We start from the raw sequence: 20,102 nt of genomic DNA on the forward strand, positions 1-20,102 counted from the left end.
CCTGTCACTTTGCTGTTCTGCGCAAATATCAGTTAGCTGCCGGCGGAAGCGCCGGATTGCCGGTTCTCTTCGCGGTAAACTCAACAGGCACATGTGCCGAATAACCGCCTTCGGTTTGCATCACAAATTTAATTTCATCGCCGGCTATTTTGCCTTGATACCGATGGATAGCCTGTTGTGTGGGGCCTGATCCCAGCGATTCCGAGGTTTTGGTGATAAAACGCAAGGTGCCTCCGGCGATCTCGCCTTCCAAAATGCCGTTTGGGCTGCCGGTAAATGTAGCGCTGCCATATAGCTGCGTATCGCTACCGGCGAAATCGAATCGCTCTTGATAATTAGCGTTCGGCCAGTCATAGCTGACTTGGGCTTGCCATAATCCGTTGATTGCCGGCCGCTGTTCTGCGCCGCTTAACAGATCTATTAGATTCCGGGTGGCGTTGGTAAACGTCGAAAGGCCAATAACCAGCGTGCTGACCGCAATCAACAATGACAGCAGCGGGTGGTTTCTAATCCGGGTATTGATTCTGTCCAAGCGGGTTCTTGAGTCGTTCATGGTTTTAGTATCCGTAGCATTTTGGCGTTTCGGTAGAAGGGGACTACCCAGCGAGGTTAAACGTGCCGACAGAATAAGCGTTTTGGCTGACGTTTTCTAACGGTTATCGACTAAGCCGATCAGGCTTGGGGAGAGCTGATAAGGGATGGGTGGCTCCCGTCTGTTTGGAAACGACGGTATGCGTGGGTTGGCTTAATGAATAGCCAGCTTGCGCTTCGCACGCCGCCAGCCGATGACGATACCGCTCGCGCTAATCAACAAGCCGCCGGTGCTGAATACTATCAACACAATATCCCAGACCGGCCGATTGTTCAGTAAAGGCAGCCAGTCCCAACTGTGTAAAAAGGCAAATAGCCAGCGGCTGACGCGCCTACCGGCATCGAGTTTACTGAAGTGACCGGTGTAGGGGTCGAGATGCAGCCAGGTGCTGTCGGCGTCGGCAAATTCCAAACGCAGGATAGGCAAACGTTTGTCGATGTGCCCGGTCATGGTATGCGCGGCGCGGCTGTAGTAGTAAAAATCGTATTCGTTTAACACGCTTTGCCTGGCAATTTTATTCGGAGCCATGAGCCGTTCGGCTGCGGTTTGCAGGGCCGGCCACTCGAATTTCTCGAAAACCCGGCTATCAGTCTGCGCCGTCTGGATACGGCTGCGGCCCTGACCATCAAAAGCAATGTAAAAACCTTGGCCGTTCAGTACGCGCCATTCGATTTCCCGCGGCTGAAACCCGGTATTTTGAAAACGCGCCAAGGCTTCCGCTGCGGACAACGGGAAATACTGCGGCGAAATGTCTCCGCCCATGTAGGTCTGGAGCTTGGGTTTGGCGGCGGTGGAGTCGAATATTTTCCACGGATTCATCGAAAATAAGCCACTGAGTATCCAAGTGAAGGCGATTACGCCAAAGCCCAATCCCAGCAGGTGATGCCACCGCATCCAGGCCTCGCGGTATGGGGTTTTTGTGCCATGTTTGTAACGGCCCTGAAAACGCCAACGCAGTATGCCAACGATTAGGCCAAGCAAACTTAATACCGAACCGGCCAGCGCGGTGTAAATGACAATGTCCGCCGCGTAACGATCCAAAGCGCCGCCGCGAAACGGATATAGCCAATGAATCCAGGCGCCCAGCCAGTTCCAGGTGCGTTCGTGGCGAGTGGCATCGCGCACCACTTCGCCGGTAGTGTTGGAAATATAAAGCAGCGTGGCTTGCTCGTCGGCCATTTGCACGCGGTGCAGCGGCCGATGTTCGTCCAGCGCTTTGGAATGCGTCCAGGCGTCTTCGTCGATGCGATCCAGATAATAGCCGTCAGCCGTCGCCAGAAAGCTGCCGGCTGACGCTAAGGCCTGGGCCGGCGTCACCTGATCGACACGGTTCCCGGTTTCGGCATCCACGGCGATTTGGGTTTTGCCGTAAGCAAATACATAACGCGGCGCGCCGGCCACGCTGGTCAAGCGCACGCTATCGGGACTTTTGGCTTGAGCACTAGCTTCCAATGCTTGTGCAAGGTTGATGCGGCAGCGCTCAGCCGCCAAGCCAGGCAAGGCGCTCAGCTTTTCCTGTGGTGTCAGTTTGGGGTAGCCGACATACATCATCACGACGCCGGATACGAACCACATGGCCATGAAACAGCACAAGGCTATACCCAGCCAACGGTGAACCAGATATAGATTGCGCTTTAGCCCGTTGAGCATTAAAAGTCTACTTTCAATTCCATCATGAAGGTACGCGGTGCGGCGACGAAAAATAACGGGGCGTTACCGCCGCTACCCCATTCGACGTATTGCTCGTCGGACAGGTTTTTAACCCGCGCGGTGACCGTGGCTTTTGGATTAAATTTCCAGAACAGTTGGGTATCGAATACCGCATAAGCCGGGGTTTTGATCAGGTTGGCGGTATCGACGAAACGGTCGCCGACGTAGCGCGAGCCAAAATTCCATTGCCAGTCGGCATCGAAATCCCAGGTCAGCCAGGCATTAGCCACCCATTTGGCGACATTGGCCGGCCGATTGCCTTTTCTTGAGACCGTGCTGGTGCCGACGGTTTCCAGGAATTTGTCGTACTGGGCATCGACGTAGGCCATGTTGCCTTGCACGCTCCATTCGTCGGTGAGTTGTACCCCGATATTGGCCTCTACACCGCCAGAGGACTGTGCGCCAATCGGTAACTGCCGATTTCGGTCCGTCGGATCGGTTATCGATAGATTTTTCCGTTCGATGTAATAGCCTGCCAGTGTCGCCGAGCCTTTGCCGTCCCAAAAGTCGAATTTGGTGCCTACTTCTGCTTGTCGACCGGTGGTGAGATCGAAGTCTTGCAGCGCGGCGAAGGTGCCGGTGGTCAAAATGCCGGACGGCGGATCGGCTGCGGTGCTGTATTGTGCGTAGACGTTGAAGGTGGAGGTGATGTCGTACATCAACGCTGCCCGCCAAGTCACTGCGGTCCAGCGCCGGCCGAAAGCGGCGGGGCTGGTGGCGGTCGGAGGCACAAAGGAAGTGCGTAGATTTTTCGCATCCAGACGAATATCGTCTACCCGCACGCCCGTGATCAAGTTTAAATCGGGCACCAGAGTCAGGCGGTTTTCGGCATAACCGGCGACGGTATACAGTTCGTTGCGGGCGTTGGAGATTGGCCCGGTGGCCAGAGGGTTGTCGTAGTAGGTGCCGGTGCTGAAATTGTATGGGTTAACGATACTGACGGTGCCTGTCGAGCTTTCCATGCTGGGTGCGCGGGTTTGCTTGTTGTAGGCAATGTCGACCCCGGCCGAAATTTTCGAAGGCAGGCTGAACCAATTACTGCTATGCACGATTTCGAATCGGTTGCCGACCAAAGCCTGATCGTGATTTACCGCAAACGATTTATTGCGGGTAATCAGCGTATTAGTGCTGTTCCAGTCGTAACCTTCTACGTTTAAATACTGGCGATCCGCTTTGTAATAGTAAAAGGTGTTTTTGAATTGGGTGTTATCGGACAGTTGATAGTCGACAATGTCGCGTAACCAAAACACCTGCTGATCAAATACCGAACCACTGGCGTTATAGTTTTTAAAGCGGGTGCCGGGGTCTATTTGGCCTTCGGTGGGCCCTAAACCGGCGGTACCCCAGGGGACTATTCTACCGTTGACGACCGGATTCAGCACCGGCGTGCCCCAGTAAGAATCGCGGTCTTCCATCTGATGCTCGAAGGCGATGGTGTGCGACAGTTTGGACGTAATGTCGCTTAACAAGGAAAACGACATCACGCCGGAATCGGCTTCCGTGTGGTCGATATAGCCTTCGGAACCCAAATAGCTGATGTCGGCTTGCAGCCAATTATCGGTATTACCCAGTTGGCCGTTGAAACCGTAGGAAGCTCGGCGATTTAAGTATTCACCCAGCGAAACTAAGCCGTGATGTTCATCCGGGCCTCGGTGGGCGATTTTGCTAACATAGTTGACCGACCCGCCTACAGCGCCTTGGCCGTATAAAAATGTGGACGGTCCGCCCAAGACTTCGACGCGATCAGTTAGCCAACTGTCGATGGGGCGGGCGGCCACGACGTCATATTGCACGGTAATGCCGTTGAACAACTGCGTAATTTGCGAACCGGTGAAACCTCGCATCGAAACCGAGCCAGCCGAGCCGGGTTGCGACGATACGAGTATGCCTGGAGCTTTTTCCAAGGCTTCCTGCGTAGTCTGCGCGCCGCGCTTTTCGAAAGTCGCCCGTTCAATAATCGTGATCGAAGCCGGCGTTTCGCGAGGTGTCAGGCCCAAGCGGCTGCCGGTAGCGGCTTCGCTATCCAGTTGCGGTTTTTGGTTGGGTGGATTAAAGGGAGCCGTTCCCGCTACGGTGACTGTATCCAGCGTAGTGGCGGTGTCGCTGGTTTGGCTTTGGCTAGCGGTTCTGGCCGTTTTGGTTTTGCTGTTGGTTTCGCTGGTTTTTAGATCCTCGGTCGGCGATGGCTCGGCGGCGTGGGCGATGCCGTGCAGCGAAAACAGCAAGGCGGCGACGCCTGCTAGGTGGCCGGTTTGGGCAACTGGAAAATCCTGTAACTTGGTTTTTTTCATTGTTTTTATCAGGTATTTAGAAGTTAGAAGGCTTTTGGGTGGCAGCAATTAGTGTGCCGGGAACGGAAGTCCCAACACGGCGGGTGTTGCAGGGCATAAGGGCTGAGTTTTTTAATTAATCTATGTTAGATAAATGGACGGTTTCGCGGTATATGGCTTGTTTCGCCGGCTTGGTACTGATTTAGGTCCGCGGATATTGGACTTAAAGCCTGCCGGCCGGCAATGCTAAAATGCCGCATGGGCCGGCGCTGCGGTAAAACGCCACTATCGAAAATTTAGTTAAACAATGGATCAAGTATGTCGGGATTTTTTTCCAAACAACATAGCGTCGCGCAGCCCGGCTATAGCCGTTGGTTAGTGCCGCCGGCGGCTTTATCGGTGCATCTGTGCATCGGCCAAGCCTATGCGTTCAGTGTGTTCAACGATCCATTGACTCGGGTAATAGGCATCGGTACCTCCGCGCCGGAGGATTGGAAGCTGACGACGCTGGGCTGGATATTCAGTCTGGCGATTGTGTTTTTAGGGTTGTCGGCGGCGTTCGGCGGCAAATGGCTGGAAAAAGTCGGGCCACGCCTGACGATGTTCGTCGCGGCCTGCTGTTTTGGTGGCGGCTTTTTGATCTCGGCCTTGGGCGTACACCTGCACGAAATTTGGCTGATTTATCTGGGTTATGGGGTGATTGGCGGTATTGGTTTGGGTTTGGGCTATGTGTCGCCGGTATCGACGTTGATCAAATGGTTTCCGGATCGGCGCGGTATGGCGACAGGTATGGCTATCATGGGTTTCGGTGGCGGGGCGATGATAGGCGCGCCCTTGTCCGTGTTGCTGATGGACCAGTTTAAATCGGCCGAATCGGTTGGGGTAGTGCAAACATTTTTGGTGATGGGCGGCCTGTATTTTTGTTCGATGCTGATAGGTGCATTGACCATCCGCATCCCGCCGCCTGATTGGCAGCCTGCGGGATGGACGCCGCCGCTGGTGCAAAACAAAATGATCACCGATAAGCACGTGCATATCGACCAAGCTTTAAAAACCCCGCAATTTTATTTGCTGTGGCTGGTGTTGTGTCTGAATGTGACGGCCGGTATCGGTGTGCTGGGGCAAGCTTCGGTGATGATACAGGAGATGTTTAAAGGCTCGGTAACGCCGGCTTCGGCGGCCGGGTTCGTCGGTTTGCTGAGTTTGTTCAATATGGGCGGGCGGTTTTTCTGGTCGTCGGCGTCGGATTATCTCGGGCGTAAAAACACCTATTTTATTTTTTTCGCGGTCGGAGCTGGCTTGTATTCTACGATACCTACCATGGGTATGAGCGGCAATATGGCGCTGTTCGTGTTGCTGTACGCTTTGATCATGAGCATGTACGGCGGCGGTTTTTCCACAATTCCGGCTTATCTGGCGGACATTTTCGGCACCCGTTTTGTCGGCGGTATCCATGGCCGATTGTTGACGGCTTGGTCAACCGCCGGTGTGTTGGGGCCGGTGTTGGTGAATTACATCCGCGAATATCAAATCGGCCAGGGCGTGGCTAAGGCCGATGCTTACAACGTGACCATGTACATCATGGCCGGATTATTGGTGGTGGGCTTTATTGCCAATCTATCGATCCGGCCGGTGCATGAGAAACATCATATGAAACACGGCGATTTCGATGAGCTGGACGGTATTTATCCGGCTGACGAAGCCGAACATTAAGCAAGGCAGGGCACTTTTATGAATAACTCCGAATCGGGCAAATCTTCCAGCCCCTGGCTGTTGGCGGTATTCTGGCTTTATGTACTGATCCCGCTCAGTTGGGGTGTGTGGTCAACGTTGAAAAAGGCCTTGGCTTTGTTCAGCTGAGGTTTAATCGGGCTGTTGGGCGATAAATTCGTAGGCGCCCACATCAAGCGGTCCTTGTTGGCGGCGTTTTTCGCTGCCGCGCGGATGGCGATAGACAAATTGCGGATTAAGCTGCATCCCGTTGGCGGCGAATCCAGGGGAGATGCCCTGATCGATTGCCGGCGCATTAGGTTTCAGGCGGTAATCGTAATTTGCCGGATCAAGTAACACGTTGGCCTTAGCTTTGAGGTTGTGGTTTTCCTGGTTTGGGCCAATCATGGCGGTGGCTTCGCCTATCAACAGATTGTTGATTAACATCGCAGTGGCAATACTGTGATTATTCAGAAACGAGCCGCCGGGGTAATCGTTGACGAAGGTATTGTTGACCAGATAAAGCTGTTGATTCGGCTGGGTTTGGTTGTGTTCGGCGGCAAAAGCCAGCATTGCGGCATTTTCGGTGTTTTCACTTTGATGAAACAGATTTCCGATCAGATAGCCGGCACCGCCATCCGGTAAATCCACCAAATAGCTGGAGCCGTTACGCTCGTCCGTGATGCGATTGTAAAGAATATAGTTTTCCCTGGCCCGCGATTTGACGTTATGGCCAGTGCTGGCATCGTGGATATAAGAATTTTGCAGGGTAAAACGGCGGATATTGCCAATGTAGATGTTATGGCCGAGTTTACCGTAGCGCGGATAATCGACGGTGTTGTCGTTAAACTCCGAATTTTCGATCAGGATGTCGCTGTCAGGGTTAACGCCGGTCAAGATGCCCATCTGGTTGTGATGGAAATGGCAGTTTCTTAGAGTCAGATGAGTGCCTTCGAAGCGGATGCCGGCACCGTTCAGCGCCGGCGCGCTGGCCCCGGAAAGTTCGATATTTTCAACGACCGTGTCATTACCTTTTAGTACCCAGATCGCTTTGCCTTCCGCTGAATTGCCAAGCGCATCCAGGTGAGCGCTGCCTGCCAGTCCGCGTATGGTCAAGCGCTGCTGCGGCCAACTGGCGACGTCGCCCTCATAGAGTCCGGCATCAATGCTGACGACATCGCCGTCTTTGGCCAGTCTTGCAGCCGCGCTAGGCAGCTTAAGCGCGCGCTGCGGGCCGACTTGCCATTCGGTGCCGTGCGCCGGGAAGGCCAGCAGCCAACTAACCACACTGATCAAACATCCCGACAATATCAAGCGTTGCATCCCGGCTCCTGGTTATGGGCGGCTGTAAAATTCATTAATCCCAAGCGCTATATTCTGTCCGGTCTGCAGCGCCTTACAAAGGCGTCGGACTGAACTTGCAATATTTAAAGTAATACTTGGACCAGATAAGAGTATTATCCTGTCATCAGGCATATTTGCCAGACCTACGACTTGATTATAAGAATAGCGAGACGCTACTGGAGGAACTATGGCTTCACTTGACATGCAAGGGGCTTACGATTTGAGCAATGCCAAAATCAACGAGTTAATCACCGAAAGCGCTGAAGGTAATTATGCCTTGGGCATTATTAATCAAAAAACCAATAAGTTTGTCGTCAAATACGTCGGCCGTTCGGAAACCGACCTAAACGCCCGCTTGAAGCAGCATGTCGGCAGGTATCCCAAATTTAAGTTTAGCTATGCCGCATCGCCCAAGGCCGCATTCGAAAAAGTCTGCCAAAACTATCATGATTTCGGCGGCTCGAAAAAACTGCTGAATCACGTGCATCCGACGCGGCCAGCGGATGTGGATTGGAAATGTCCATGCTGCAACGAATTCGATTGAATTTTTGCGCCAAGTATTTCCAAGCCGTGGTTAATAGGTTGCGGAGTGATTGAAAAAGGCAAAACAGGCTTTTAAGCTCTGCGCGGTTTCCGGCGGCATGAATTCGTTGAATTTAACCCCGTAGTGGTGCTCGCCGTCGACACGCTTGTGCCACACGATGCTACACATCAGTTCCAGCGGTAGTTGCGATTCATATTGCTGAATATTGTCATAAGGAATACGCAATTGAATAGCAATCGAGCTGTTTAGCGGGCAGGGCAGTTCCACAGGCAGACGCAAACAGGCACCGGACATGCTGAAATCAGCAGTGACGCCGTCGAGAACCAAGTCGGCGATTTCGACATGGGCCAGCAAGTATTGGCTGCTGCGCGGAAATTTACGATTCTCGTTGGCGGCGGGAGTCGCCGTCCACTGCGCATCGAAGCTAAAGTGTTCCAGCATAGTGCGCATTTTTTCGGTCACCACGTAAAGGTCGTCGCTGATGGTCCGGGTGATGTGCACTTTGGATTCGTTCTGCCCCAGCGCGTCGAATAAAGCTGCTACTCGGGTCTGCAATTGGTTGACGTTCTCCAGTTGATATTTGGACACCTGGGATATTTGCTGCGCCGTACCCGCATTTTCTGCTATCTGACCCACAATCTCGTTGATGACTACACTGGTGGTTTCGGCTTTTTCCATGCCCTGTTTGGTGGTCTGGATGATGGAGCCCATCGCCAGAGTATTTTCTTCGATGATTTTGGTTAATTCGCCAATAATGCTGGCAATTTCGGCGGTAGCGCCGGAAGCGTTTTGCGCTAGTTTCCGCACTTCATCGGCTACCACCGCAAAGCCTCTGCCGTATTCGCCGGCTCTGGCGGCTTCGATGGCCGCGTTTAAGGCCAGTAGATTGGTTTGCTCGGTGATGTTGCGGATGGTGATGGTAATATCCTGAATTTGCCGATTAGCTTGGCGCAGCGCCACGGTTTTAGCTTCCGCGTTTTCCACTTCCTTCACAACCCTGCGCATTTCATCAAGATTTTCGTTAACGGCGACAATGCCTTTATGTGCCGTGTTTTGCGTTTGCTGGGTGCGGTGGCGAATCTCAACGGAAAAGCGTTCGACTTCTTCGGTGGTGCTACGTAATTGTTCGGTAGCGGTTTTTACCTCGGACGATCTCGCTTGTTCCGAGCGGTTGGCATTGGAAATGCCGCCGGAAATATTGGATATTTGGTAGGAAGATTGGCCGATTTGCTTGCTAACCGCGTTGATCTCGCGCATATGGCGGGTTAGTTCCTGGCCCATGAGCTTCATGGTCGCCAATAGGCTGTTGGTATCGTTTTTCTCAGTGGCGACTTTGATGTCTAATTGGCCCTTGGCGATACTGCCGGCAATTTTCGACGCATAGCTGGGCTCGCCGCCCAACACGCTAAATAATTTTCGCGTCAGCCAGATATTGGCTGACACGATCAATAGTAAAGCCAGACCGGCAACCGTGGCGCTGACCGTAAACATCTGGCTCTGCATCTGATTTTGCTGCTGTGAGGCGGTGTTGGCTTGCTGTTCCACGCTGCCGGCAAGCTGATTGAGTTTGTTGGCCAGAATTTCCGAAGCCGCGTCGAAGCCATTTTCCGGCGCTTTCATGATCAGGTTGCCGGCTTCACGGCCTTGCTGAAAATAGGCGTTCGCCATGCGTTCGCCGGTGGCATAAAGCGCACTTACGGCGTTATCGGCGTCTTGAATCGCTGGCCTCATGTCCGGCATCATCGCCAGTAAACTCGTCAACTCCGCATGCGCGGCGTTTTTTTCCGCCAAGGCATCGCTGTAATCGTCTTCGCCTACCGCTGATGCATCGGTGAGAAATTGCTGGATTTGTACGACGTGATAGCGAACATTTTTAAATGCCAGCGTCGCATTTATCAGACGCTGTTTTTCGGCTTCCGCTGTTTCCAGTTTGCCGTGGCTAAGCCACACAAACATATTGCCGACTATCAGCAATAAAGCCACCGTGGCGGTCAGTACGGTCAACAGTTTGCGTAAGGAAAAATCCTGAGGTGCGGACTGATTACTAAGGCGATCAGGCATAAGCGGTATCCATTTTCAGCAGAAACGTCAATGTGCGGTTTCACAAGTTTAGACTGATACGCGAGTTGCATAGTCATTTTGCAACTTACAAAGCCCGCCGTTGAATGTCGTCGTATCCGCACGGCCGGGAACGCAAATCCCAACGGCCTGGCAGAAAATTCCTACATTACTGAAAATGGCCGTTACAAGGAGTTTGCGGGTGGGGCTTCAGCATTAACCCGTTAGCCCGGAATGGGTGGCCGACGCCGAAATCCCCCGGTATTTCGGTCGCTGCTGCTTTGGAATAATAAAGCTAGCTAGTGTGGGGAATTTTTATAATAATCGCATAGGACAGAAGTCAGCTGGCCGCCGAACCGGTCGGTCCCGAGGCTGTCCAAGCGTAGAATAAAAAATAATAACAGGAGGTACACCATGCTAGCCAAAATAGCTGTAGTCGATTACATGTCGACCAAAATCGTTACCGTTACCCCCGATACCGAAATTTCTCAGGCTGTTAAGATTTTGCTGGACCACAAAGTAACCAGCGTGCCGGTTGTGGACCAACACGGTAAGTTAGTGGGGATATTTTCCGAAAAAGACGGCATGAAGGTGTTTGTCGAATCCGCTTACAACCAAAGCATGGCTGGAAAAGTAGGTGAGTTCATGAGCAAAGACCCGCAATTTGTCAGTGCCGATGCCAGTCTGGTGGATGTCGCCAGCAAATTTCAGGAATCGCCGACCAGGAGTTTCCCGGTTTTTCAAAACGATCAGTTTGTCGGCATGATTAGCCGCGTTGATGTATTAAGAGCGTTGTTAGCCATTCGCTAGATGTTTTAGTTCAAGGGGAGACTGCCGGGATGGTTGTGTCTGCCCCTTGTCCTGCCTTATTGCCGCACGCCTGCCGACACGTAGGTACCCATGATGGTATCAGTGCAGGTTGCGGTAATCTTCGCGCCGTTCGGCGTTACCGTGCCGGTACAATTGCCCTTCGAAACCCAGCCGTTTTGGTATTGTGCGGTGTAATCGTAAGTCAGGGTTTGCCCGATCAGATTGCCACTGCCTTTTGATGTATAGCCCACGCCTTGCGCCAACATCCCCCAGCCCTGGAATTCAAAACTGTCGCTCTGTTGGTTGATGTGGGTGCCGCCTGCGGTAGGCGCGGCGGGGTTATACCAGTCGCCGCTGATGTTGATGACTGGCACAGGCTCCACTACTGCCGGTTTTGCCGGGGCAATCGGCGGAGAAATTGCCGTCACGGTTTGCTGTGCCGGCGGCGATTCTACGGCCTTTTGTTGTCCAGTCAATTTATCCCAGTTAGAGATAATAGCGACACTGATCGAGCCGATGACACCAATGATCGCGGCGGCGATAGCGGGATTTTGATTGGATTCGGCCATAAGTTCCTCTGTTGCTGCATAAAAATGTCCGGCCGCCTGAGGTGGCACAGTTTGAGAATTTAGCGCAGATGTAAACGATTCGGCAATCTAAAAGATGCGCTCGTCGGCTAAAGAATAAATGGGAGAGAGTTAAGAGGCTGGATCTAGCCGAGTGAAGAGGGCGGTAGGGGGCTTTTCGAGCGGGCTGGACTGGTTTGACTGGGCCTAACTGCGGTCACTACATCACCGCAGTGAGGCCCAATCGGATCTGAGGTTACAGATTATTTATCGCATTTATGCGCGGAGCCGCAGCAATCGGCCATGTCGCCGCCGTGCTTTTTGCAATGATCCGCACTGCAATCATGGGCTGCGCCGCCTTGATGATGGGCGCAATGGTGGCTGCTGCAATTGGCGGCAGCGGCGGCTTCGTGATGGGCACAATGCTCGGCACCGCATTGGTGGGCGCTGGCATGGGCATCTTGCGCGCAATGTTGGGCGCAGACTTTATCTTTAGCACCTGGGTGATCGGCGCAATGTTTCGCGCAATCGTGTTCGGCTGCGGCTTTGTCGGCACAATGTTTCAGGCAAGCTTTGCCTTTTTTACCTTTGTGTTTGGCGCAATGTTCAACGCAATTGTGCGCTGCGGCATCGGCTTTATGTTTAGCGCAATGTTCCGGAGACATGGCGGGTGCCGCCGCTGGCGCGGGGGCAGCAGTTTCAGCCGGTGCAGCGGTTACAGGCGTCACGACCGCAGGCTCAGCAGTTGCTTCGACCGGTTTTGCGGATTCGCAGCCTGTCAGGGTCAGCAAAGCCGGCAAGGTTAAGGCGATTAGCAAATGTTGAATTTTCATAAGTATTTCTCTGTGGGTGATAAAGGAGGCGCAATTGTAGGGGTAAGGTGCACGTTAGGCAAATAAAATTGTGTTATTTAACACAGAATAATTTATTGGCGAGCGCGCCTATCTGACAGTGACTGCCAAGCCGTTCCTCAATTTCCTTGGGTTTGTCACGCCCGCGAAGGCGGGAGCCGTTACATCTTACGGCGAATCCACTCTAGCGGCTGAGCTTGCGCCTTTGCGGGAGCGATAATATTTAAGGGCGGGTTGGTAATTCGACCGGGTGAGCGGTCAGGCAGTGATTCCCGAATCCAAACGGTATGCAAAATTACTTTTCCAGACAACGTAAGGTAAAAGTCACCGGGCCGTCGTTGATCAACGCTACTTTCATGTCGGCGCCGAATTCGCCGAACTGGCTGCTTGGGTAAATCTCCAGCGCGCGCTTTTGCAAATACGCGAATAATTCCCGGCCCATTGCCGGCGGCGCGGCCGAGGCAAAACTGGGCCGGTTGCCGGTATCGGTGTTGGCCGCCAAGGTAAATTGCGGTACCAGCAGCAGGCCGCCTTGAATATCGCGCAGACTCAGATTCATTTTGTCGTCCGCGTCCGCAAAGATGCGGTAATTCAAAATCCGCTCCAGCAAGCGGTCCGCTTGCTTGGGGGTGTCGGCTTTCTCGACAGCCACCAGCGCCATAATGCCGGTGCCGATCACGCCGATGTCGTTGCAGTTGACCGTGACTTTGGCTTGAGTCACGCGCTGGATAATGCTGATCATGTTTTGTCCTTGAGATGATGAAGATAGTCGCCGCTTAAGATCCGCTGCAAACCGGTCGTCGGACGGTTGTATAGGTAGGTCCAAGCGCAAACGCTTTGTCCGTCGGGCAGGTTTACTAAAAGTTGGCGGCGGATGTATTCATGCGGCTGCGGAAAATGCGTGGCGCATTCTTCGTAAATATCCAATACAGACAGTGTGTGTTCGGGGGTGCCAAGTAAGTACAGTTCGCCTTTGATCTGCGTTGTGCCGCGGGTTACGGCGCCTGGATAATTATCGATTTCATACAAATCGCCGTGCATAAACGCAGGGCCTATGTAATCGCAATCGTCTAGAAATGGGTGTTGAGTTTGATCGTCCGGGTTTCTGCGCAGCGTACCGTAGACAAACAGGTATTGCGCGCAGCTCATGAATAGATCTGATCGACCAACGCCTTGAACCAGCGTGGGCGGAACGCGATGACATACAGTAGCGTCAAACCCATCAGCGGAAAGGGGCCTATTTCGACGATGGTCAGCAGCAGAATGATCACGAACCACTTGAATCGGGTAAAGGCGGCTTGCGTACTCATCTTAATACTTGATCGCGGTAATGTAATACCGCGTTTCCTGCTCGGCATGGCGGATTGTCACTTCGTCGTCCAGCATCTTCTTCAATAAGGCTTTCGCCAGAGGTGAGTCCAGGCTGATCAAACCACCCGTAGTATCGATTTCGTCGGCACCGACGATGCGGTAGGTGATTTCCTCTCCATCCATCGTTTCCAAAGTCACCCAGGCACCGAAAAATACCTGATCGCGATTGCTCGGCTTCTCGGACACGACAGTCAACGACGGCAAGCGCTTTTGCAGATAATGAATACGCCGGTCGATTTCTCGTAGTTCTTTTTTGCGGTAGATGTATTCTGCGTTCTCGGAACGATCACCTTCCGCAGCGGCGGCGGACAGGGCTATGGTTACGTGCTTGCGCCGTTCCCAAAGCTGTTTCAACTCGGTTTCCAGGGTCCGATAGCCTTCGGCGGTGATGTAAGGTGAAGATTTGGGGCGGGGCGGTCGCCAGCGTGACATGTTTTTTCGGGGAAAAGGTTATATGATGTCGGCTTTTTTCATCTAGCGAATACGCATATGCAAATCACAGACAAAACGGCTGTTTCCATACATTATACCTTAACCAACCAAGACGGTGAGCAGCTGGACAGTTCCAGAGGCGAGGAACCCTTGTTGTATTTGCATGGCGCGGGCAACATCATTGCGGGTTTGGAAGCCGCTTTAAACGGCAAGCAAGCGGGCGATAAATTCAACGTCACCATCGCTGCCGATCAAGCCTACGGCGAAGTCTCCGAAGAAATGATTCAAGTTGTTTCCAAGAAAATGTTCGACGGGATGGATATTGAAGTCGGGATGCAATTTCACGCCGATGTCAGCCATGGTCCGGGCATCATTACCATCGTGGAGATCGACGGCGACGATATTACCATCGACGGCAACCATCCATTGGCCGGTGAAGATTTGACGTTTGACGTGGAAGTCATGGATGTCAGACCGGCCACAGCCGACGAAGTGGCTCACGGCCATATCCACGGTTCAGGTTGCCATCACTAACCGTCGTTTTCCAACATCAGACCGGTAAGCGATAAACGCGCGGCTTTTATCGCTTACATTGACTCACTGCCGTTGTTACTGAGCACTCGCGCTCAGGCCCAAATCCACCCGGCTATGTCCCAGCAAGGTGCCGGTAGCAAACGCCAGATCTATCATCGACACTTGATAATCGCCGATGGCGCGCACTTCGCGTAATTGCGCTTCACCGAGCCGGGTCAGGGTTTCCAGTACCTCGGTCATGGTCCGCAAGCCTTCTTTGAATTGTTTCAGTTCTGCGTCGTAATTCAAACCGGCCAGTACCACGTTTTGCCGGGTGGCTAAAATCCGCTGCCAGTTCTGGCTCATTTGATCCAGCGAGTCGTAGATTTCCCGGCGTACGCTCAATTCGCGCAGTTGTTGCGTGGTCAGACGTTGCATGCGTTCTTGCACGGCCCGATCCAGACGGGCGCGGCGCAGCTCGTTGCTGAGTGGGATCTCCATGCGTACGCCCACCGACCAATCCGAATAATTGCCGCTCAAGGTCTGATCAAAAGCGCCACCGTAGGACGCCGTATCGCGGCCCAGTGCGGCGTAGTTGTAATCCAGCATGAACATCGGCAGGGTTTGATTGCTGAGGTAGTCGATTTTGGTCAAGTCAGCGGCCAGCTTTAATTCCAGTTCCAGCAATTCCAGGCGGCCGTCCAGCGCGCGTTGCGCCAATTGCTCGCGGTCCAGATTAAATTCCAGCAGGGTCGGCGAGGTCTCGGGAATCAGCAGCGTTTGTGAATCCAGATCCAGGTCCGGCGCGTTTAATAACAATTTCAGTTGGCGCTGGCGGGTTTTCAGGCTGGTTTCGGCGATGATCAAAGACTCCAGCCGCTCGGCCACGCCGATTTCGGCCCGGTTGATTTCCACGTTGGCTGTCAAGCCTTCCGCCACGCGCTTCCTGACCATGCTCAGATTGTTGGAGGCGTTTTCGTATTGCTGGCGGCGCACGTCCAATTCGCCCCAAGCCACATACAGACTCCAATAAGCGCGCTCAACCATGGCCAACACCCGAATCGCCTGCAGACGGGTTTTTACGTCGACGGCTTGTTGTTCGTAACGGGCGATGCGGATGCCGGCGACGTTATTGGAAATCCCGGCATCGCGCAGTAAGGGCTGGCTGATGGAAAACCGCAGCGCATTTTGATACTGGTCCGAAGCGACACCGCGAAACTGCCGTTTGCCGTCGAACGGTGAACTGACGGTAATTTTGGCGCCGGTACGCAACGGAATCACGATACCGGCTTCCATATCCAGCACCTCGGTTTCCTGCGGCACGGCGGTGAGTTTGTCGATTTCATTTTTCAGCGGCGAAGTGGGATCCACCGGCGTAAAGCTGACGACATCCAGATTTTGCGCCGGGGTGTTTTTCTTGCCGTATTTGGCCTTGGCGAAGATCAAATCGTCGAATTTGGCTTGCTCTTCGCTGACTGAAGTGGCGGCGATTTTTGGATCGGCCTGGGCGATTTTTAAATCCAGGTTATTTTCCAAAGCCATACTGCGCACCGCAGTGATGGACAATTGCTTGCTCGCTTCCGGTGCTGCCTTCGGTAATTCCGGCTTCGTCGCGCTGGGAGGCGGCAGGATAGTCGCCGACTTGGGCCGGCCTTCCTTAAACTTGGGCAAGGCCTGCTCCACAGTTTGCGGCGGCAGTTGCGAAATCGCCGGTAGCGGTAAACCCTCATCAGGTTTCAGGCGTTCTTCCACGCGCTTGACCAGTTTCCGGTCGGGGCTGGTGTCGAGATATTGTCCGCAACTGACCAGCAAAGGTATCAGCAAGAGTGCGCCGATACGCCGCCGGCAGGCTTGCAAGTGTTTGGCCGTAGCCCCTGATGGGTGTTGACGGGATGCGAAACGATTCATGAGCGCTTATTTCAGTTTTTGCCTGACCAAATCGGTCGCAGGCGCTTCCATAGTCATCTGCGGCGGAAAGGCATTCAGTTGCCGCCACAATTCGTAAGCCATCGTTACCCGGTTCAACAACACCCAGCCTTTTACTCTCACGCCTTGGCGGGCGAAGCGTTCTGTCGGCCAGGGGCGGTCGTTGGGATCGGGCACGATCAGCACCCTGAATTTACCCTTGCCGTCGTCAGTGGAGTCCACGAAGGCTACTAAGCCACCGAAGGTACCGACGGCTACTTCGGGCCAGCCGGCGAATTGCAAGGCCGGCCAGCCTTCGAATTGCAGACGTGCATGCCGGCCTGGGGTGATCAATACGGCATCGTTGCCGTCTACCCACAGTTCCACGGCTTTCACATCCATATCAGGCACCAACACCAGCAAGGGATCACCTTGTCTGACAATGTCGCTCTGCGGATTGGCCAGCAGCCTGAGGATGCTGCTGTCGCGCGGCGCTCTGATTTGTTGGGATTGCTGGCGGGAAACATCCACTTCGCTCTTTAACAGGCTGCTGCGGCTGTCTTCCAGTTCGCTTTGGGTTTTGTTGGCAGAGGCCGTCGCCGAGTCGATACGGGCTTGGGCATCGGCGCGAATTCGGCCGATTTCGGCTTCGGCGGCGCGTTGTTCGGCCAAAGCGCCTTCCAGACTGGCTTGGGCGCTGTTTAAGCTGCGTTGCGCGACGATACCGTCGCGTTGTGCCACTTCGTAATCGCGTTGGGATACCAGGCCGTCGCCGATCAATCTTTGCAGACGCTGGGTTTGCACGCTGGCCGTTTCCAGCGTGGCACGGGCGGAGGCAATGGCTTCACTGGCGGAGCGCGCACGTTGCCGTGCCACATCCAGCCGGTATTGCGCGGTAGCCACTTGTAAATCGCGGGTAGCAATCAAGTTGTCGATTTGCAGGCGATAGGCCCGCAGCTCGTCTTCTTTGGCCGCCAATTTTGCGGCGGCTGCCGCGCGTTGTTGTTGTAAGCGTTCCAGCAATTCCGGATCGACGTCGGTGATTTCCATCAGCAAATCGCCGGCCTTCACTTTGGCGCCTTCTTTAGCATGCCAACTGACGATACGGCCGGAAACCGGCGCATCCAAGTTCTGTTGGCGTTCCAGCGGCGCAAAAGCGGAGACCCGGCCGATACCGTTGATGTTTTGTTGCCACGGTGTCAGCAGCAGGGCTGGAGGGGTCAACAGAAATAACCAGACGCAAGCGCGCGCTAAACTGCTGACCAGGCGAGGAGTATGGGCCGCCGATAGCGCGGACAGCCTAATATGTAACTCAGTCATGGGCAGCTCCCGGCAAAGTGATCTCGCGCCCGCAAAGTGCGGCCAATTCTTTCGATCCGGTCAGCAGCAATAGGGTCCAGGGCGCGTCTGCGGCCAATAGTATTGATGCCAACTGCTGCTGTAACCCGCTATCCAAGCCATCGAGTATGCCATCCACGATCAACAAGGTGGGCCGGGCGATGATGGCTCTTGCCAGCATGACTTGTATGGCTTGGCTGTAGGCAAGTGGCGAGCCGCCGGGACTCATGACGGTATCCAAATCCAAGTCGGTTAAGCCGACTTTGGCTAAGGCCCGTTGGACATCGGCAACGCTCAGATTCGCATCGCCAAGCCTAATATTTTCCAGCAGGCTATCGTGAAAAATCTCCAGTCGGCTGACGACGGCGATGTTTTGCCGCAAAGTACTCAGGCGCAATTCATCCAGTGTTTGGCCGTTGATTTGTATCCGGCCGGCTTGTGCTTGCCGCATCCCGCTGATTAGCGACACCAGCGCGGTTTTACCGCTGCCGGGATCGCCTGAAATCGCGACTTTTTCGCCAGGCTGAATGTGCAGCGCAAAATCCGAGAATAATGGCCGCTGCGCGCCGAAGCCGAATTTTAAGCCGCTGATTGTGAGTGACGCCGGACCGTTAAATTCTGCGTCCAACTCGGCCGAATCTTCTAAGGGCAAATCCAGCAAATGGCCGATCTTGTCCGTGCCGGCCATCAAGTCGTAAAAGCCTTCCAGGTGTTTGCCGAATTTGATCAAGGCTAGCAAAGCTGACGAGACGATCAGTTCCGCCGCCACCAATTGCCCCAAAGTTAAATGGCCGTCTATGACCAAGTAGCCGCCGATAGCCAACAAGGCCGTACTGGCGATGGCGTACAGCGCCACGGAGGCGATGACTTGGCCCAGCAGCACGCGGTAATGCTGGCGTTTGGCCGTTAAATAGTCCAGCGAGAGTTGGTCGGTGCGGTTGGCGGCCATTACTGCACCGTTACCGAATTTAAAGGTTTGAATATTCCCGGCAACGCTTTCCAACCAGGCGACCAAGGCATATTTGCTGATCGATTCCTGAATCGCCGTGGTGACCGCGCCGCGGCCCAACAAAAATATTATTGCCGTGATAGATAACAGCAACACCACATCGAAGGCCAGCAGGAAGGGGTGATAGAAAGCCAGCATGATTAAGCCGACGCAAGTTTGCACCACGGTGCTCAAACCGTCCAAGAGCAGTGCAGAGCCGGCTTTCTGTAAGGTCAATACATCGAAAAAGCGATTGACCAGTTCCGCGCCGTGTTGACTGTCGTAGGCATCGCTGCGCACCCTGGGCAAGCGATAGGCCAAGTCGGCGGCCAGCCGTACAAAAATCCGCCGCTGCACGATCTCCACTAGATAAGATTCCAGCACAAAAACCGCACCGCCGAAGCTTAGAAAGAAAAACAGTATGGTCGCCAATACGATCAAAGGTTGGCCCATACCGCCCATCGCTACGGTATTGACCAGCGCTTGCACCGCCACCGGCGAAGCCAGCGCCAACAATCCGGAGCCCAAAGCCAAACCCAACAATAACCAGAGATCGTGGCGATCAGCGCGTAACAGCTCCAGCAAGCGGCTAAATGGCGGCATGTGGTTGTGATGGTCTTGGCTGACGGCATTCTCCAGCGGCGCCTGGGCTTGCACTAAAAGCCACTCGCTGATGCCGGCGTCGCTTCGGCCCAGTAGTGCGGCGATGTCAGTCGGTTTGACGTAGCGCTCTTCGATCACCTCGCCTTGAGCAAGGGCCACTCTGACTTTGCCGCCGCGAAATCCGCACAACACTAGCCAGCCGCAGCCATCCGAGAGGCTGGTGAGCAGTGGCGTATGTGGGGATGAAGCGTTGGCGGCTGCAATGGGCGTAAGCAGCGTGCTCTCCATATTCAAACCCAAATGGTCACCGATGCGGCTCAGCGCTATCTGGCTGTCGTCACTGACTGAGTCCAGCCAATGCTCGCGGATGCCTTGGGCTTGGCCGGGGATTTCCAGCAGGTCGAATAAGAATCCCAGCAAGGTTTGCGTCGACTGCTTTCTGTGCGGGTGTTCCTTGTTTCCGGCGTTGATGCTCATACGTAACGAAATCCTATCGG

Annotated in this window: 19 protein-coding genes; 5 read left to right on the plus strand and 14 right to left on the minus strand. The window is 54.1% G+C overall.

Annotation, left to right across the window (positions count from 1 at the left end; genetic code table 11):
* Nucleotides 1-28: 28 nt before the first annotated feature.
* The 3 genes from ACWAU0_RS15390 to ACWAU0_RS15400 form a co-directional block, all read right to left on the minus strand.
* Nucleotides 29-553, minus strand: a complete 525-nt coding sequence (locus ACWAU0_RS15390) for a hypothetical protein (protein ID WP_033156681.1) — start codon at nucleotides 551-553, stop codon at nucleotides 29-31.
* Between the two features lie 192 nt (nucleotides 554-745).
* Complete coding sequence (locus tag ACWAU0_RS15395) at nucleotides 746-2,242, minus strand: PepSY domain-containing protein (RefSeq protein ID WP_101051889.1); 1,497 nt, start codon at nucleotides 2,240-2,242, stop codon at nucleotides 746-748.
* Nucleotides 2,242-4,593, minus strand: a complete 2,352-nt coding sequence (locus ACWAU0_RS15400; protein ID WP_458137179.1) for a TonB-dependent receptor — start codon at nucleotides 4,591-4,593, stop codon at nucleotides 2,242-2,244. Before ACWAU0_RS15400 ends, ACWAU0_RS15395 begins: the two co-directional genes overlap by 1 nt.
* 297 nt (nucleotides 4,594-4,890) lie before the next feature.
* Here ACWAU0_RS15400 and ACWAU0_RS15405 point away from each other — a divergent pair, with 297 nt between their 5' ends.
* Nucleotides 4,891-6,285, plus strand: coding sequence for an L-lactate MFS transporter (locus ACWAU0_RS15405; RefSeq protein WP_033156678.1), 1,395 nt, complete (start codon nucleotides 4,891-4,893; stop codon nucleotides 6,283-6,285).
* 18 nt (nucleotides 6,286-6,303) lie between these two features.
* Nucleotides 6,304-6,432 (plus strand): MFS transporter small subunit, encoded by a 129-nt coding sequence (locus ACWAU0_RS15410; protein WP_256438971.1) that lies wholly within the window; start codon nucleotides 6,304-6,306, stop codon nucleotides 6,430-6,432.
* A 3-nt stretch (nucleotides 6,433-6,435) separates the two neighbouring features.
* On the opposite strand, the gene ACWAU0_RS15415 is transcribed toward ACWAU0_RS15410, so the two are convergent.
* Nucleotides 6,436-7,605 carry a right-handed parallel beta-helix repeat-containing protein gene (locus ACWAU0_RS15415; protein WP_458137180.1) on the minus strand — a complete coding sequence of 390 codons (1,170 nt, stop codon included), beginning with the start codon at nucleotides 7,603-7,605 and terminating at the stop codon, nucleotides 6,436-6,438.
* 208 nt (nucleotides 7,606-7,813) lie between these two features.
* On the opposite strand from ACWAU0_RS15415, the gene ACWAU0_RS15420 reads away from it, so the two are divergent.
* Complete coding sequence (locus tag ACWAU0_RS15420) at nucleotides 7,814-8,170, plus strand: hypothetical protein (protein ID WP_101051892.1); 357 nt, start codon at nucleotides 7,814-7,816, stop codon at nucleotides 8,168-8,170.
* 30 nt (nucleotides 8,171-8,200) lie between these two features.
* Here the strand turns inward: ACWAU0_RS15420 and ACWAU0_RS15425 are convergent, their stop codons facing one another.
* The gene (locus ACWAU0_RS15425) at nucleotides 8,201-10,231 is read right to left on the minus strand and encodes a methyl-accepting chemotaxis protein (protein WP_458137181.1); all 2,031 of its coding nucleotides are present in this window, start codon (nucleotides 10,229-10,231) and stop codon (nucleotides 8,201-8,203) included.
* Nucleotides 10,232-10,642: 411 nt separating this feature from the next.
* On the opposite strand from ACWAU0_RS15425, the gene ACWAU0_RS15430 reads away from it, so the two are divergent.
* Nucleotides 10,643-11,038: a CBS domain-containing protein gene (locus ACWAU0_RS15430; RefSeq protein WP_033156676.1), complete on the plus strand. Its 396-nt coding sequence runs from the start codon at nucleotides 10,643-10,645 to the stop codon at nucleotides 11,036-11,038.
* A 56-nt stretch (nucleotides 11,039-11,094) separates the two neighbouring features.
* Here the strand turns inward: ACWAU0_RS15430 and ACWAU0_RS15435 are convergent, their stop codons facing one another.
* The 6 genes from ACWAU0_RS15435 to greB form a co-directional block, all read right to left on the minus strand.
* Nucleotides 11,095-11,607, minus strand: coding sequence for a hypothetical protein (locus ACWAU0_RS15435; RefSeq protein WP_033156675.1), 513 nt, complete (start codon nucleotides 11,605-11,607; stop codon nucleotides 11,095-11,097).
* A gap of 260 nt (nucleotides 11,608-11,867) precedes the next feature.
* Nucleotides 11,868-12,437, minus strand: a complete 570-nt coding sequence (locus ACWAU0_RS15440) for a hypothetical protein (RefSeq protein WP_051669981.1) — start codon at nucleotides 12,435-12,437, stop codon at nucleotides 11,868-11,870.
* A gap of 313 nt (nucleotides 12,438-12,750) precedes the next feature.
* On the minus strand, nucleotides 12,751-13,197 hold the full coding sequence (gene dtd, locus ACWAU0_RS15445; RefSeq protein ID WP_033156673.1) for a D-aminoacyl-tRNA deacylase: 447 nt from the start codon (nucleotides 13,195-13,197) through the stop codon (nucleotides 12,751-12,753).
* Nucleotides 13,194-13,604 carry a gamma-glutamylcyclotransferase family protein gene (locus ACWAU0_RS15450; protein ID WP_033156672.1) on the minus strand — a complete coding sequence of 137 codons (411 nt, stop codon included), beginning with the start codon at nucleotides 13,602-13,604 and terminating at the stop codon, nucleotides 13,194-13,196. Before ACWAU0_RS15450 ends, dtd begins: the two co-directional genes overlap by 4 nt.
* A complete protein-coding gene (locus ACWAU0_RS15455) occupies nucleotides 13,601-13,765 on the minus strand; it encodes a hypothetical protein (RefSeq protein ID WP_165385942.1) in 165 nt (54 codons plus the stop codon). The genes ACWAU0_RS15450 and ACWAU0_RS15455 overlap by 4 nt, the downstream gene beginning before the upstream one ends.
* 1 nt (nucleotide 13,766) lies before the next feature.
* Nucleotides 13,767-14,258, minus strand: coding sequence for a transcription elongation factor GreB (greB, locus tag ACWAU0_RS15460; RefSeq protein WP_101051894.1), 492 nt, complete (start codon nucleotides 14,256-14,258; stop codon nucleotides 13,767-13,769).
* 57 nt (nucleotides 14,259-14,315) lie between these two features.
* Between greB and ACWAU0_RS15465 the strand changes: the two genes are divergently transcribed.
* Nucleotides 14,316-14,792 (plus strand): FKBP-type peptidyl-prolyl cis-trans isomerase, encoded by a 477-nt coding sequence (locus ACWAU0_RS15465; RefSeq protein WP_033156671.1) that lies wholly within the window; start codon nucleotides 14,316-14,318, stop codon nucleotides 14,790-14,792.
* A 75-nt stretch (nucleotides 14,793-14,867) separates the two neighbouring features.
* Here ACWAU0_RS15465 and ACWAU0_RS15470 read toward each other — a convergent pair whose 3' ends face one another.
* The 3 genes from ACWAU0_RS15470 to ACWAU0_RS15480 are packed head-to-tail and all read right to left on the minus strand — an operon-like array spanning nucleotide 14,868 to nucleotide 20,082.
* Entirely contained in the window at nucleotides 14,868-16,679 is a 1,812-nt protein-coding gene (locus tag ACWAU0_RS15470) for a TolC family protein (protein WP_240617963.1), read from the minus strand.
* Between the two features lie 6 nt (nucleotides 16,680-16,685).
* Nucleotides 16,686-17,996, minus strand: coding sequence for an HlyD family secretion protein (locus ACWAU0_RS15475; protein ID WP_458137182.1), 1,311 nt, complete (start codon nucleotides 17,994-17,996; stop codon nucleotides 16,686-16,688).
* Entirely contained in the window at nucleotides 17,989-20,082 is a 2,094-nt protein-coding gene (locus tag ACWAU0_RS15480) for a peptidase domain-containing ABC transporter (RefSeq protein WP_319961398.1), read from the minus strand. The genes ACWAU0_RS15475 and ACWAU0_RS15480 overlap by 8 nt, the downstream gene beginning before the upstream one ends.
* Nucleotides 20,083-20,102: the final 20 nt, after the last annotated feature.

Source organism: Methylomonas sp. Uni0009 (assembly GCF_054188105.3).